The following is a 14,003-nucleotide window of genomic DNA, read 5'->3' as shown; positions in this document are numbered from 1 at the left end:
ATTAGAAAACATCATAGACATTAAAATACAAAGAGCTATACGGAAGCACGAAATGATAGTTGCTTTCATTAGTGGTATTATTGGCTTGATTTTTATAGTGGGTTTGTTCCATGCTATTTCGCTCAACCACACTGAAATTAAAGCACTTTGCTTGAACTGATTACTGGTTACATTCAATAGACCTCTTGCATAAGTAATTTTTTGTCTCACGCAAAGGCGCAAAGAAGAAAGCGAAAAGAAGGACTTTTGCAAGACGTCTAATGAGTTTTTATGATCAAGTGTTCCGTGATGTCCATAAAACTAAATATTTTTTATAAAAGGGAATTGTACCTATGGAGAGTAAAAATAATGGCAGGGCTATATTCGTTTTATTTTTGACTGTATTTATAGACTTGCTCGGCTTCGGAATTATCTTGCCAATACTGCCTTTGTATGCTGAACAATTCGGAGCAAAACCTAATGAAGCAACTCTACTTGTAGCTATTTATTCTTTAATGCAGTTCTTATTTGCACCACTATGGGGCAGTTTTAGCGATCGCTACGGTCGCCGTCCGATTTTATTAATTACTTTATTAGGTTCTGTAATTGCATACACAGGGTTAGGCGTTGCTAACTCATTATGGGTTTTGTTTATTGCTCGTAGTCTTGCTGGGATTATGGCAGGGAATATTTCTACTGCTCAGGCGTACATAGCAGATATTACCACCCCAACTAATCGAGCTCGTGGCATGGGCGTAATCGGAGCAGCCTTTGGTCTTGGCTTCATTCTTGGCCCAGCTATTGGAGGTCTTCTAATCGGGCCAGATCCGAACAACGCTAACTTTCATCTACCGTCATTGTTCGCAGGCGGATTATCTTTATTGGCATTGCTTTGTGCTTTGATGTTTCTTCCAGAATCTCTAAATTCTGAGACTAAAGCCAAAATCAAAGCTCATCGCTACCATCAGCGACGGCTGAATTTGCTCCAGCTGTCACAGCGTCCACAGTTCTGTATGCTTGTTGGCATCTACTTTTTAGTGACATTCGCTGTTGCGGCTATGGATTCTACATTGGCTTTATGGTCTAAGCAGGAATTAAACTGGGGTCCTCAACAAACAAGTTATCTTTTTGCCTTCATGGGGATTGTCAGCACGATCATTCAAGGAGGACTCCTCGGATTTCTCAAGAAACATTTGGGTGAAATAAAGTTACTTACTTTGGGGATATTAGGGTTAGGTTTAGGATTACTACTAATTGGATTCTCACAAAGTTTAATTTTATTGTTAGTCGCCACCACCCTTGTAGCATGGGGAATTAGTGTCAGCCAACCAATATTAAATAGTCTGATTTCCCAGATGACAGCCCCAGAAGAACAGGGACAAATATTAGGAATTGCCAGTTCTTGCTCTGCTTTAGCACGCATCGGTGGGCCAACGTGGGCAGGGGCTAGTTTTATGAAATTTGGGAGTTCTGCTCCTTTTTTGAGTGGATCTTTAGTCATGCTGATAGCTTTGACCCTTAGTTTGCGAGTAACTAAAAGCGCATCTGAACCAAAGGCAGAACGTATCGCTTGAAAATCTTGATCTTAAATTACGAATTAGGAATTAATATGACAGGTCGCCGAGTATTATTTTTAGGCATCTTTGTAAGCATCCTCCTCACCTACGCAATTTGGGTAGGTGGGAGCATTCCTGCAAGCATCATTAAACTTCCTGACCAAGGATTAAACTGGTACTACTGGAAGCTTCCCAATCCGACCTTTTGGAGCCGAGCGACGGCTTGGGGAATGTATCTTGGGCATCAGTTTGGCATCTGGGCGTGTATCTTGTGGGCGCAGAAAACGCAGTTGAAATACAAAACAGCGTTACATCCGATTAATTACCTGATGCTAGCCATTAATGGTGTATTCATCGGTTTACACTTTCTCCAGACCTATATTTGGTACGATGCTCTAGCTCAGGATACTTCAATTTGGGCTTCCCAAGGTGCGGTTGTGATCCTACTGGTCTTCGTACTGATTTTGGAAACGCCTCGACGAGGGCTATTTTTTGGCAATTCTGTTCCATTCCATCAACAGTTTTTGCAAATTATCAAGCTGTATCACGGCTACTTTTTCTCCTTCGCTGCTATCTACACCTTTTGGTATCACCCAATGGAGGCGACTTGGGGACACTTGATTGGTTTTCTCTATATGTTCTTGCTTCTGCTGCAATCGTCGTTAATCTTTAACCGCAGTCATGTCAACCGTTGGTGGACATTTTCTTTGGAAATTACGGTGCTTTTCCATAGTGTCGTTGTGTCGTGGATGCTAGGACAAACCAAGTGGCCAACATTTCTCTTTGGTTTTCTTGGTATTCTGGTGCTTACTCAGCTTCATGGTCTACCTGTGGGTATCTGGACTAAACGGACTGTCTACGGAGCCTTTTTAGTGAGTGTACTGGCCGTTTACGGACTGACTGAACGCGGCTTAGGAAGAATTTACGAAGTAACGTATATCCCTCTAATTGAGTTTGGGCTGGTTGGGGTGATTTACTTAATCTTCTTGGTGATATTATGGACAATTTCTCGTTTACCTATCCAATACCTTCGCCAAAAATAGAGGTAGTCTGGAGGTAGGGGGCAGGGGGAATACTGCCTAAGATTGTTAAATTCTTTGCTCAAGTCATTTTAAAAAATAATTCCATGCGATCGCCCCAAAGTACCCAAAGTAGAGTTACGCCATACTCAATCACATTATCTTAAAAACTATTATGGTTAGAGGCGAAGGATGAGAGAGCAGGGGAGGCAGTTAGAAATTGAAAGTTGCGCCTTTGAACTCGGACGTTAAACCTCTGAACTCGGAAGTTGAGTCTTTGAAGGCGGTTGCACCTAAATCGTGCAGAAGCCTGAAATAGCTGGTTTTCTAGCTATTTCCAGAGTAACATCTAGCTTGTTGTGTGTGCGTTTTAATGTCCACACTAATGTGGTCTATTCATCTAAAATCTACGTACCATATAATTAACCGAAATTACAAACAAGTTATTCTGTCAAGTCATTTTCAAAAAATAATTCCATGCGATCGCCCCGGAGTCGAGTTACGCCATACTCAATCACATTACCGGTTTGATCAACATTCACCGACTCTGCTAAAAGGATGGGTTGATTGAGTCCAAGTGCCAACCACTGTGCATCATAAGGCTGAACTAAACGGGCAGAAACACAAGTACTGCGACGGATATGATCAGATCCATATACCTGCTGCAAAAACTGAGATATTGATTGCTGTTCTCGTAAAATCTTGATGTTTTTTGGCTCTAACAAATCGGGAAAGCGTTTTAAGGGGAAATATCCTGTACCCACACTAATTGGTTCCTCATCGGCTAAACCCAAACGCTCAATTAAAGCTACCGGCTCACCACAATTAATTTCTAGTTTTGTGGCAACGGCAATGTCTGCGGACACTTCTAAGGTACGAAGTAGTTGGAACCTAGCTTGCCAACCCTGTGCTTTCAATGTTTGATTATAACGCACCCGCTTACCAATAGGATAGCGAATGGTTTTAGCTGCTACAAAAGTTCCGCGTCCTCGGTCAACTCGTAGCAATCCCTCATTTTTTAGCAATGCGATCGCTTGCCTAATCGTATGGCGATTGACTGCAAATTGTTCTGCTAACTTAGTTTCTGTTGGTAATTGATCTCCAACTTGATAAACCCCTTGGTGGATGTTTTGCCGCAACTGGGCAGCAATTTTGGCATAAATGGGCATTGCTTCATCGTTCATGTATCAATTATCAATATTTGGATTGTCAACTTGTTAAAATTGCGTTAGTCTATTTTCATCTAGATGTCTAGACAAGTTAAGAATAGTTTAAGGTAATTTTAATTGAATATTTACCATTGCATTAACTCTCTGCGTACCTCCGCGCTTCCCTCTGCGCCCCTTTGCGTTTAAATTCAACCCTTAATGTCGTGACCCAAAGACAAACATGGATGGCAACACTAGCTAAAGCTGAACCAGAGCTATTAGAGAAACTGGTGAACAAACTAAGTACATTACCCAGCTATAGTTTTTTACGTTCCCCAGAGATTGGCCTAGCAATGGTTCGGGGACGCGCTGGGGGTACAGGAGAGCTATTTAACTTGGGAGAAATTACCATAACTCGCTGTGTAGTGCAACTAGAGAGCCAACCAGGATATGAGGCGATCGCAGGTTTTGGCTATGTTGCAGGGCGATCGCACCGTCATGCTGAACTAGCTGCCTTCTGTGATGCCCTATTACAAAGTCCCCAATGGCATGACCAGATTCAAGCTGAGGTAATTCAACCTCTGCAAGTAGAGAGCCAGCATCAACAGAAACTAAAACAGCGTCAAACTGCCGCCACTAAGGTCAATTTCTTCACGATGGTTAGAGGGGAGGCAGTTGAAAATTGAAAGTTGAGCCTTGACAAATGACCAATGACCAATGACCAATGACAAAACTTACCCATTTACCAGGTTTTGAAGATTCGATTCACGATGCCCAGCAGACATTTCGAGCGCTACTTGATGCTAATGCCCGACCGGGAAGACCATACTCGATAACTGCTAGTATGACTGTGCCTTCGGGTTTATCTCGTGCTTGTGCAGCAGCTTGTCTAACGCTACTAGATTTAGACGTTAAGGTTTGGCTTGAGTCTAGTTTTGCTCCCCAAATCAAGGCTTGGTTGCTGTTCCATACTGGCTGTCGCTTCACGCAGCAACCTGGAGAGGCTGACTTTGCCCTAATTCAAGATTTGGCAGCATTGTCAGAATTATCTAGTTTCAATTGGGGTACAGCAGAGCAACCTGAAGCTTCAACAACGCTACTGGTGCAAGTGGAAAGCTGGGAAGGAGGGCAGTCTGTAGTGCTGACAGGGCCAGGAATTTTGGAGAAGAGAAAGATTTTACCCAAACTTCCTCGTCATTTTTGGGATTTCTGGGCGAAGAATAACTTAGCCTATCCACAGGGTTTAGATGTATTTTTATTTACGGAAAATGCAGTGATGGGACTACCACGCACGGCAAAATCTGAGGTTTTTGAACAAGATTAACAATTGATAAAAGTGAAAATTTATGCCTTATGTTGCAGTTAAAGGTGGTGAACAGGCAATCCAGAATGCAGAAACCCTGCTTGGGAGCAAACGCCGGGGTGATCCTGCTATTCCTGAACTGACGCTAGACCAGATTGAACAACAGCTGACTCTAGCTGTGGAGCGGGTGATGTGTGAAGGCAGTCTATATGACCGAGAGTTAGCAGCCCTTGCTATTAAACAATCTTGGGGCGATTTAGTCGAGGCGATTTTTTTGTTACGAGCTTATCGTACAACACTGCCACGCCTGTACTACAGTCAGCCACTAGATACCAGTAAAATGCAGATTCAACGGCGGATTTCTTCTATCTTTAAGGACGTTCCAGGAGGGCAGAGTTTAGGCCCCACCTTTGACTATATTCATCGCTTGCTGGACTTTAAGCTGATGGCAGAGGGAGAAGTTGCTACAGCGCCGGAATCAAAGGTAATTAATGAACCTGTTCCCCGTGTGATTGACACTCTAGATCGAGAGGGATTGATGCAGTCCGAGAAGGGAGAAGGGGACTCTGCTTCATCGGAACCTTTTGATTTGACACGTCAACCTCTGAGCTTTCCGGCGGGACGGGATGCGAGACTTCAGAATTTGGCGCGGGCGGATGAGGGCTTTTTGCTATCTCTGGCATACTCTACTCAACGAGGTTATGGCAGAAATCATCCCTTTGCTGGTGAAATTCGGATGGGGGAAGTGGAGGTGGTGATTTGCCCGGAAGAGTTGGGATTTGAAGTTGCGATCGCTGATATTACTATTACTGAGGTGCAGATGGTAAATCAGTTTAAAGGTAGTAAGGAGTTACCTGCTCAGTTTACTCGTGGCTATGGGCTGACGTTTGGTTATAACGAACGCAAGGCGATGTCGATGGCGTTGGTAGATCGGGCAATGCGCGCTGACGAGTTGGATGAAACGGTTGAAGGAGCAGCTCAAAATGTTGAGTTTGTACTTTCTCATTCGGATAATGTTGAAGCACAGGGGTTTGTGCAGCATCTTAAGCTTCCTCACTATATTGATTTTCAGGCTGAGTTGAATTTGGTGCGGGAGTTGCGACGGTAGGAGTTAAGAGTATGGATTGTTTCGCGCAAAGGCGCAAAGGCGCAAAGATGAAGGTTGCTATTCAAGGGGTGGATGTGTTGACTGCGGAGGGGTGGATTAAGGATGCAACGGTTTTAATTGAAGATGGGCGGTTTGTGAGTGTTGATCAGGTGAGTAGTCCGAATGGGTTTGATTTGGTAAATGCTAAGGGACTTCAGATGTTACCTGGGATCATTGATTTGCATGGTGATGCCTTTGAGAGGATGATTTGTCCTCGTCCTGGGGTTAATTTTCCTCTGCCTATTGCGATCGCTGATAATGACCGTAATCTTTTGTCTGCTGGAATCACAACTTTCTTTTGCTCAATTACAGACTCTTATGAACCGGGTTTGCGAAGCCGAGATTCAGCGCGTGCTTTGATTGATTTTATTTTGGAAACAGGAAAGCAGGTTTTAAGTTGCAATCATCAAATTCATATTAGGCATGAGGAAGCAAATACTAAAGGGCATGAAGAATTATGTGATTGGCTAACATCTGGGCGCGTTCAACTTTTATCTATTAATGATCACTTACCACCTCTGGGAAATCAGCAAACGTTAAACCGATATATTAAAGGTTTGCGGCAGCGAATATCTTTATCTGACGAAGAAATTAAAGAACTTATAACTCAAGTACAAGCACAACGACATCAGGGACGCGAGCAAATAGAGCAATTAGTTGAGCTTGCCCATACTCACAATATTCCCTTAGCTTCCCATGATGATGATTCTGAAGATAAGGTGGCACAAAGTCAACGCCGTCAGGTTGCGATCGCTGAATTTCCTGGGAGTATTGCTTTAGCTGCTCAATCCCGCAGTTACGGAGCAGCTGTGCTAATGGGTGCGCCTAACTTGGTGCGTGGCGGTTCCCATGTGGGTTACATGAGTGTAGCTGAGGCGGCTAAAAATGATGTTTTGGATTGCCTCTGCTCAGATTACCATTATCCTTCGTTGTTTCATGCACCCTTTAAACTAAATGAATTAGGTTTGATGTCATTTGAAACAGCATGGACATTGGTTTCGAGTCGTCCAGCAGCGGCAGTAGGAATTAGCGATCGCAAAGGGAAAATTGCCCCTGGCTTAGATGCAGATTTCCTCTTGATATCTCCCAATAATTCTCTACCTGCGGCGATCGTATCCGTCTACATCACAGGCAAAGAAGTCGCCAGATATCCCATCAACTAATCATGGGATGAAATTGTATGTATTAAAATCTAAAACTCTTCATCCTCTCTGCGCCTCTGCGCCTCTGCGTGAAAAAAATCATCCCGCAATTATACAACACCATAATTACCATGAAACCGACAACTCAAAACATTATTAACCTCTTCACTGAAAAAGGTTCCCAGTTGTACGGATCTGAAGCCGTCAGTCAGCTAGAACACGCCCTGCAATGCGCTACCTTAGCAGAAAAAGCAGGTGAGAGCAACGAATTAATCACTGCTTGTCTGCTGCATGATGTGGGGCATCTCATCCATAATTTAGGAGAAAATGCTACCACCCAAGGAATTGACGATCATCACGAAAATCGAGCCATGCCCTTATTGCATCAGATGTTTGGGCTAGCGGTGACAGAACCAATTCGTCTTCATGTTGCCGCCAAACGCTACCTCTGCACAGTAGATCCTGAATATTGGGACAGCCTCTCTAGTGGATCTAAGCGCAGTTTAGAACTACAAGGGGGCACATTTTCGCGTGAGGCGGCAGATGCATTTATTTCTCAGCCATTCGCCCAAGATGCCGTGCAGTTAAGGATTTATGATGACCAAGCAAAAATGGTAAATCTGCAAACTCTTGATTTAAACCATTTCACTCCAACTCTTAATTACTGCTCAATACGATTTGGTTAAGACTCGATCCCCCCCAACCCCCCTTAAAAAGGGGGGCTAAGAATGACTCTATTTCCCCCTTTTTAAGGGGGATTAAGGGGGATCATTAAGGACTGTGCACCTTAACCGAAAAGTATTGACTCACTGCTTGCTCAGTATTGATAATAAGTAAACAAACTGGACAATGGACAACACTCTTCCCCACTCCCCCAAAACCGGCTTCAACTTTGCTTATTTAGACGAGCAAACCAAGCGCTCAATTCGCCGCGCCTTACTCAAAGCCGTTGCCATTCCAGGACATCAAATTCCCTTTTCTTCTAGGGAAATGCCTATGTCCTACGGCTGGGGTACTGGCGGAATTCAGGTAACATCTGCTGTGATTGGTCAAACCGATGTGCTAAAAGTAATTGACCAAGGAGCAGACGACACGACTAACGCAGTTAACATTCGCCGCTTCTTCAAAAAGGTTTGTGGTGTGCAGACAACAGAACGAACGGAAGAAGCAACGCTGATTCAGACTCGCCACCGCATTCCGGAAACACCTCTGCGCGAGGGACAGATTTTGGTTTACCAAGTACCCATTCCCGAACCCTTGCGCTGGCTAGAACCTTCCGCAGTCGAAGCAGGTAAAATGCACAGCTTGGAAGAATATGGCCCCATGTATGTCAAACTCTATGAAGATGTTACCAAACACGGACACATTGCCACATCCTACGACTACCCGGTGATGGTGCACGATCGCTATTTGATGAGTCCTAGTCCGATCCCGCGCTTTGATAATCCTAAAATGCAGATGAATCCTGCACTACAGTTGTTTGGCGCTGGACGGGAAAAGCGAATATATGCAATCCCGCCTTATACCAAAGTTAAAAGTCTTGATTTTGAAGATTATCCTTTCACAGTGGAGCGATGGGATAAAGCTTGTGAGCTATGTGGTTCTACAAAAAGCTATTTAGATGAGGTGATAATTGATGACCAAGGTGGCAGGATGTGGATCTGTTCGGATACAGACTACTGTAATCAGCAACAGGGATGAATATCTCACGCAAAGGCAAGGCAGCGCGTTGCGGGGGTTCCCCCCGTTGTAGCGACTGCCACGCAAAGGCGCAAAGAAGAAAGCGAAAAGAAGGACTTTTGCAAGAGGTTTATTATTGAGCCTTCAAGCTTCGTGAGTAAACCTTCAAGCTTTGTGAGTAAACCTTCGAGTTTTGTAAGTAAACCTTCGAGCTTCGTGAGTAAACCTTCGAGCTTCGTGAGTAAACCTTCGAGTTTTGTGAGTAAACCTTCGAGCTTTAAATTTTAAGTTTGACAAATGACCAATGACAAATGACAAATGACTAATGACAAAACCCCTTTTACAAGTTCACCAATTAAGTAAATCTTACGGAGCAATTAAAGCGTGCGATCGCATTTCTTTTGATCTCTACCCTGGTCAAGTTCTGGGTATCGTCGGAGAATCAGGATCGGGCAAGTCTACTTTGCTCAGTGCCATCGCCAATCACTTCTCTATTGACCAAGGTAATGTTATTTATACAAATCGTAACGGAGAAGACTTAGAAGTTACTCAACTTCCTGAAGCCAAACGCCGCCAATTGATGCGAACTGAATGGGGCTTTGTCCAACAAAATCCCCGTGATGGTTTGCGAATGAAAGTTAGTGCAGGGGCAAATATTGGCGAACGCCTTCTAGATGTTGGGGTGCGACACTACGGTAACATTCGGGATGAGGCTGCCCACTGGTTGCAACAAGTAGAAATTGATCCGGCGCGGATGGATGACTTGCCAGTAATTTTTTCTGGAGGGATGCAGCAAAGGTTACAACTGGCTCGTGTGTTGGTGACGCGCCCCCGGTTGATCTTAATGGATGAACCGACAGGAGGGTTGGATGTGTCGGTGCAAGCGCGGTTATTAGACTTGTTGCGATCGCTAGTACGGAATTTTCACCTGAGCGTCATTGTAGTTACACACGATATCGGCGTGGTAAGGCTGCTGGCTCATCGCTTGCTAGTAATGCAACAAGGTCAGGTGGTCGAATTAGGTTTAACTGATCAAGTGCTTGATGATCCTCAACATCCCTACACTCAACTACTGGTCAGTGCCGCTTTAACGCCATAAATTTATCAGCAATGCAATCATTAACTGTTAATTATCCACGCGCTAATATTTCCGCTAAAACCCTGCTGCAAGTAGAACATTTGCGAAAGGGTTTTACTTTGCATCAGCAAGGAGGTGTTTATCTATCAGTTTTAGAAGACTTATCCCTGAGTGTGAATGGTGGGGAATGTTTAGCCCTAACTGGGTCATCCGGCTCCGGTAAGTCTACCTTGATGCGCTGTTTATACGCCAATTATCGCGCTGATAGCGGCTCAATTTGGGTAAAGCATCAAGGAGATTGGGTAGATTTGTGCCAACTTCTACCCCATGAACTTCTAGCAGTGCGGCAGAAAACTATCGGATATGTCAGCCAGTTTTTACGAGTGATTCCCAGAGTTCCCGCGCTAGAAGTTGCCGCAGAACCTCTGTTAGATTTAGGAGTAGAAACAGAAGTTGCGATCGCTAGAGTAAAGGAATTGTTTCATCGCCTCAACCTGCCAGAACGTTTATGGAAACTGTCTCCCACCACCTTTTCTGGAGGCGAAAAGCAACGGGTAAATCTCGCCCGCGCTCTCTGTGTCAACTATCCGATTTTACTACTGGATGAACCTACATCAGCCCTAGATAAAACTAATTGCCAAGTGGTGATAGAACTTCTCGAAGAACACAAAGCAGCCGGCTGTGCTTTAGTTGGCATTTTTCACGACGAAGAAGTGCGAGATCAACTCTGTAACCGCGAATTAAGCTTTGGCAAGAATAACTGATATTGACACTCCCCGCACTAAAGTGACGGGGATTCTTAGTTCATCGATGTGCCTTAAAACTGTCTATCCTTGCGGCAATACTTAAACCTGATACCCGTCTATACAACCAAGCATCTAGTTTAATTTAGACAACCCCAGGTGGCTCTCATCTCCCTAAGCGTTAGAGAATAAATTCTCTAGTTCCGGTATGCCCTACCGTACCTTAATCAACTAATAGTTTTGTTTACTGGAACGAATGCTCGTTGTCATCCTGGCTTTTTTTATCGTGGCATTTCGCTACCCACTATCCATTATTTTTTCCTAGCCAGTCATTTTGGGGTTGGTTATCCATTTGTGCTAGCGGTTATTCTACCTGTGGCATAATTATATTGTACCCTCAAGCGTTCGTACATGTCTAGGGAAAAATCAATTAAAGTGAGAGTTTCTGGTTATGAGTATGAACAGCTAAAGTTAGAGGCTGACAGGCAGGACGTTCCAATGTCTGACTTGATCAGAAAATATATTTCTACTTTGCCTAAGCCTAAATCTTGATGGCTGAATAAATTCAGCTTGTTCGCTTATATCCCCCGGCTAAAGCACAGAATACGGTACTACGTACCTGTTCTTCGGGGGCTTTACGCTTCACTATCGTAATATTGTCTGAGATTCCCATGCCCCATGCCCAATACCCAAATTGTTATGAATGAGCAAGTTTACACAAATTATCGCCTTCAACTTCCCCATGAGGAAGTGCTTGGTACTCTTGTAGTACAAGATAAATTAATCACTGACATTCAGCCAGGAATCGTTGCTCATGGGCAGAATGGTGAAGGAGATTATCTTATGCCGGGGTTGATTGAACTGCACACCGACAACCTGGAACGCTGTGTATCTCCGCGTCCAGGGATTCGCTGGCCTTTAGAAGCAGCAGCCGTTTACCATGATCGAGATTTAGCCAGTGCTGGGGTAACAACCGTATGTGATGCGATCGCGATCGGTGATGTAGCTATTGGTTCACCACGCCTAACTAACTTTGCGCCAATGATTGATGTCATCTGTCAGGGGCAAAAAGCCGGACGTTTCTCTGTTGAACACCGGATTCACCTGCGATGTGAACTGGCTTATGAACAAGTTTATGAAATTACTGCACAATACGCAGACAATCCCCTTTTATCAATGATTTCTCTAATGGATCATACCCCCGGTCAACGGCAGTTTATCCGTTTAGACAAGTTCAAAGAATATTACATGGGCAAACATGGGGCGACACCACAGCAAATTGATGAGTTCATCGGAACTCGTCAGCAGCAGCAGCAAATATATGCCCAAAAAAACCGGATAGCTTTGGTGGAAATGACCAAAGCTAAAGGTATTTCCCTAGCAAGTCATGATGATGCAACAGTCGAACATGTCGAAGAAGCAGTACAAGATGGAGTTGTGTTAGCCGAGTTTCCTACTACCCTCGAAGCAGCAAAGGCAGCACACAGTTCAGGATTGCAAGTTTTGATGGGTGCGCCTAATCTGGTGCTGGGCGGCTCTCACTCTGGTAATATCTCGGCGATGGAATTGGTTTTGCAGAATTTAGTCGATGTCATTTCTTCCGACTACGTTCCCCAAAGTCTGCTGCAATCCATCTTTATCATTGCTCACAAAACTGGTAAGCCTATTTACGAAGCGATGCAATTATTCACCAGTAATCCAGCGAAGGCTATTCATCTATTTAGCGATCGCGGCAGTCTAAAAGTAGGTAAACGGGCTGATTTTATCACGGTTCATGATGATGGTGTAGTGCCACGCCTGACTTCAACTATCTGTCAGAGTCGTCGAATTGCTTAAATTAACAAAAACCCAGGCTATTGAACCGAGTTCTATTAAGAACAGCCCAAATGTCGATGGGAGATACAAATACCAAGAGAAGCTTTTCTTAGCTAACTGCAAAAGAAATAAACATTACAGTCTTAAAGTCAATAATGTACCAAATTTTCTTGTTTAATTTCTTCTTTCGCTAAAGCCAATGCTTGATGAGCATTTTTAAACTTGGTTTCATCTGTAAATGTATCACCAAAATGCTTTAAATAAGCTTCCAGATATCTAATACGTAGGTGTGGATCAGCCGGACTTTGAAGAAAAGGGAGGTCAGCTTCAACCATAAACCGGATAGCTATTAAGGGGATAGGGCTACGAAGCGGACGAAAGTTTGGGTTGTGCAAACCAGGACTTTCATTACGTTTGTGAAATTCTCCTATCATCAGTCCTGACTCAACAAACAAAGGTTTCAGTTTTTGTTGGACACTATCTACCAGTTTAGAAGCATCTTCTATATGGATGTCAGGAAAGATAAGTAAAAAAGCTCTGTTTGGTGCTAATTCTTGCTCTTTAACATCCATCTCAAGAAAGATATTTCGGTAGCGTCCAACAACTTCTTCTAATTGCTCTGCACACAAATCTTTTGTGTGAATAACTGCCAGACAAATACTGTTTGACTTGAGAGAATGAGGTACAAAAGGGCAAACTACGCCGGGTCTTCCTAAGTTAGGATGAGGTCTTCCTAAAAAACTTTTCACCCACTCCATAATTTCAATTAAGTAAGGAAGGTCTTTGTATTGCTGTTCGATTTCAAGAGTTGTATAGAGCTGCATAATCTTGAGTGAAATGGAGTGACTAATTCTCTATTTTTTTATTCAAAAGCAATTTTGCCTACAATAGATATGTAGGTAAAACTAATTATTTAAGTAGATGAAACATGCCTTAAATTTTTATTTTTGGTTCATCTTTAGCTTCTAGTAGATGAAAATTTTCTCCCATTTATTTTTGTGAATCCAAATAAATTTACGCCAAAAAGTACACAAATAGATTTTTGTGCCAAGCAACTTGCATTCACTTATTTTTGGCATTAGAGCCATAAGAAACATCTATTAAGCAGTCGATGTTTCTATTTTTAAGTATCTATTATTTTTCAGAACAAAATTATAAATTTTTTGTCTAAATAGTTATTTAGACTGTAAAAATTTAGTATTGGTTTAACAGGAACTATAAGTTTAATATCAAGTTAGTATAATTTCTCTAGATAAAATATATGTTTAAACAGTTAAGTAGGTGGCTGGGAAAATTTATATGTCATTGCGAGTGAAACGGAGTGTAATGAAGCAATCACAAGGACTTTGACGGCTTTATATTTTGTTACATAGTTAGGTTAATTCGTGCCTAC

Annotated in this window: 13 protein-coding genes; 11 read left to right on the top strand and 2 right to left on the bottom strand. The window is 43.1% G+C overall.

What is annotated here, in order from left to right; all coding sequences use genetic code 11:
* Positions 1-332 precede the first annotated feature (332 nt).
* Together F8S12_RS16935 and F8S12_RS16930 are read left to right on the top strand one after the other, a co-directional pair.
* Positions 333-1,553 (top strand): MFS transporter, encoded by a 1,221-nt coding sequence (locus F8S12_RS16935; protein ID WP_196517309.1) that lies wholly within the window; start codon positions 333-335, stop codon positions 1,551-1,553.
* A gap of 35 nt (positions 1,554-1,588) precedes the next feature.
* On the top strand, positions 1,589-2,578 hold the full coding sequence (locus F8S12_RS16930; RefSeq protein ID WP_196517308.1) for a hypothetical protein: 990 nt from the start codon (positions 1,589-1,591) through the stop codon (positions 2,576-2,578).
* A gap of 419 nt (positions 2,579-2,997) precedes the next feature.
* On the opposite strand, the gene phnF is transcribed toward F8S12_RS16930, so the two are convergent.
* Complete coding sequence (phnF, locus tag F8S12_RS16925) at positions 2,998-3,738, bottom strand: phosphonate metabolism transcriptional regulator PhnF (RefSeq protein ID WP_230968063.1); 741 nt, start codon at positions 3,736-3,738, stop codon at positions 2,998-3,000.
* A gap of 188 nt (positions 3,739-3,926) precedes the next feature.
* On the opposite strand from phnF, the gene phnG reads away from it, so the two are divergent.
* The 9 genes from phnG (at position 3,927) to phnM (ending at position 12,631) form a co-directional block, all read left to right on the top strand.
* Positions 3,927-4,388: a phosphonate C-P lyase system protein PhnG gene (gene phnG / locus F8S12_RS16920; protein ID WP_331001399.1), complete on the top strand. Its 462-nt coding sequence runs from the start codon at positions 3,927-3,929 to the stop codon at positions 4,386-4,388.
* A 38-nt stretch (positions 4,389-4,426) separates the two neighbouring features.
* Complete coding sequence (gene phnH / locus F8S12_RS16915) at positions 4,427-5,026, top strand: phosphonate C-P lyase system protein PhnH (RefSeq protein WP_196517307.1); 600 nt, start codon at positions 4,427-4,429, stop codon at positions 5,024-5,026.
* Positions 5,027-5,048: 22 nt separating this feature from the next.
* A complete protein-coding gene (locus F8S12_RS16910; RefSeq protein ID WP_196517306.1) occupies positions 5,049-6,113 on the top strand; it encodes a carbon-phosphorus lyase complex subunit PhnI in 1,065 nt (354 codons plus the stop codon).
* Between the two features lie 11 nt (positions 6,114-6,124).
* Entirely contained in the window at positions 6,125-7,315 is a 1,191-nt protein-coding gene (locus F8S12_RS16905) for an alpha-D-ribose 1-methylphosphonate 5-triphosphate diphosphatase (protein ID WP_196517305.1), read from the top strand.
* Positions 7,316-7,425: 110 nt separating this feature from the next.
* Positions 7,426-7,980, top strand: a complete 555-nt coding sequence (locus tag F8S12_RS16900) for a phosphonate degradation HD-domain oxygenase (RefSeq protein ID WP_196517304.1) — start codon at positions 7,426-7,428, stop codon at positions 7,978-7,980.
* A gap of 163 nt (positions 7,981-8,143) precedes the next feature.
* Complete coding sequence (locus tag F8S12_RS16895; protein WP_196517303.1) at positions 8,144-8,995, top strand: alpha-D-ribose 1-methylphosphonate 5-phosphate C-P-lyase PhnJ; 852 nt, start codon at positions 8,144-8,146, stop codon at positions 8,993-8,995.
* Between the two features lie 304 nt (positions 8,996-9,299).
* Positions 9,300-10,073: a phosphonate C-P lyase system protein PhnK gene (gene phnK, locus F8S12_RS16890; protein WP_196517302.1), complete on the top strand. Its 774-nt coding sequence runs from the start codon at positions 9,300-9,302 to the stop codon at positions 10,071-10,073.
* A gap of 11 nt (positions 10,074-10,084) precedes the next feature.
* Positions 10,085-10,816 (top strand): phosphonate C-P lyase system protein PhnL, encoded by a 732-nt coding sequence (gene phnL / locus F8S12_RS16885; RefSeq protein ID WP_196517301.1) that lies wholly within the window; start codon positions 10,085-10,087, stop codon positions 10,814-10,816.
* 657 nt (positions 10,817-11,473) lie between these two features.
* Positions 11,474-12,631 carry a phosphonate metabolism protein PhnM gene (phnM, locus tag F8S12_RS16880; protein WP_269144827.1) on the top strand — a complete coding sequence of 386 codons (1,158 nt, stop codon included), beginning with the start codon at positions 11,474-11,476 and terminating at the stop codon, positions 12,629-12,631.
* A 128-nt stretch (positions 12,632-12,759) separates the two neighbouring features.
* Here the strand turns inward: phnM and F8S12_RS16875 are convergent, their stop codons facing one another.
* A complete protein-coding gene (locus tag F8S12_RS16875; protein ID WP_196517299.1) occupies positions 12,760-13,434 on the bottom strand; it encodes a DUF6875 domain-containing protein in 675 nt (224 codons plus the stop codon).
* Positions 13,435-14,003: the final 569 nt, after the last annotated feature.

The organism is Nostoc sp. WHI (assembly GCF_015714725.1).
Taxonomy (GTDB): Bacteria; Cyanobacteriota; Cyanobacteriia; order Cyanobacteriales; family Nostocaceae; genus Nostoc.
Note: the sequence above shows the minus strand (reverse complement) of the source record. Positions and strands in the feature narration are given on the sequence as shown.

Bases quoted from the DNA above. Each gene is read 5' to 3' on its own strand.
- F8S12_RS16930 (WP_196517308.1), top strand. From the start codon at position 1,589: ATGACAGGTCGCCGAGTATTATTTTTAGGCATCTTTGTAAGCATCCTC.
- phnF (WP_230968063.1), bottom strand. From the start codon at position 3,738: ATGAACGATGAAGCAATGCCCATTTATGCCAAAATTGCTGCCCAGTTG.
- F8S12_RS16935 (WP_196517309.1), top strand. From the start codon at position 333: ATGGAGAGTAAAAATAATGGCAGGGCTATATTCGTTTTATTTTTGACT.
- F8S12_RS16905 (WP_196517305.1), top strand. From the start codon at position 6,125: ATGGATTGTTTCGCGCAAAGGCGCAAAGGCGCAAAGATGAAGGTTGCT.
- phnL (WP_196517301.1), top strand. From the start codon at position 10,085: ATGCAATCATTAACTGTTAATTATCCACGCGCTAATATTTCCGCTAAA.
- F8S12_RS16875 (WP_196517299.1), bottom strand. From the start codon at position 13,434: ATGCAGCTCTATACAACTCTTGAAATCGAACAGCAATACAAAGACCTT.
- F8S12_RS16895 (WP_196517303.1), top strand. From the start codon at position 8,144: ATGGACAACACTCTTCCCCACTCCCCCAAAACCGGCTTCAACTTTGCT.
- F8S12_RS16900 (WP_196517304.1), top strand. From the start codon at position 7,426: ATGAAACCGACAACTCAAAACATTATTAACCTCTTCACTGAAAAAGGT.
- F8S12_RS16910 (WP_196517306.1), top strand. From the start codon at position 5,049: ATGCCTTATGTTGCAGTTAAAGGTGGTGAACAGGCAATCCAGAATGCA.
- phnK (WP_196517302.1), top strand. From the start codon at position 9,300: ATGACAAAACCCCTTTTACAAGTTCACCAATTAAGTAAATCTTACGGA.
- phnM (WP_269144827.1), top strand. From the start codon at position 11,474: ATGCCCAATACCCAAATTGTTATGAATGAGCAAGTTTACACAAATTAT.
- phnH (WP_196517307.1), top strand. From the start codon at position 4,427: ATGACAAAACTTACCCATTTACCAGGTTTTGAAGATTCGATTCACGAT.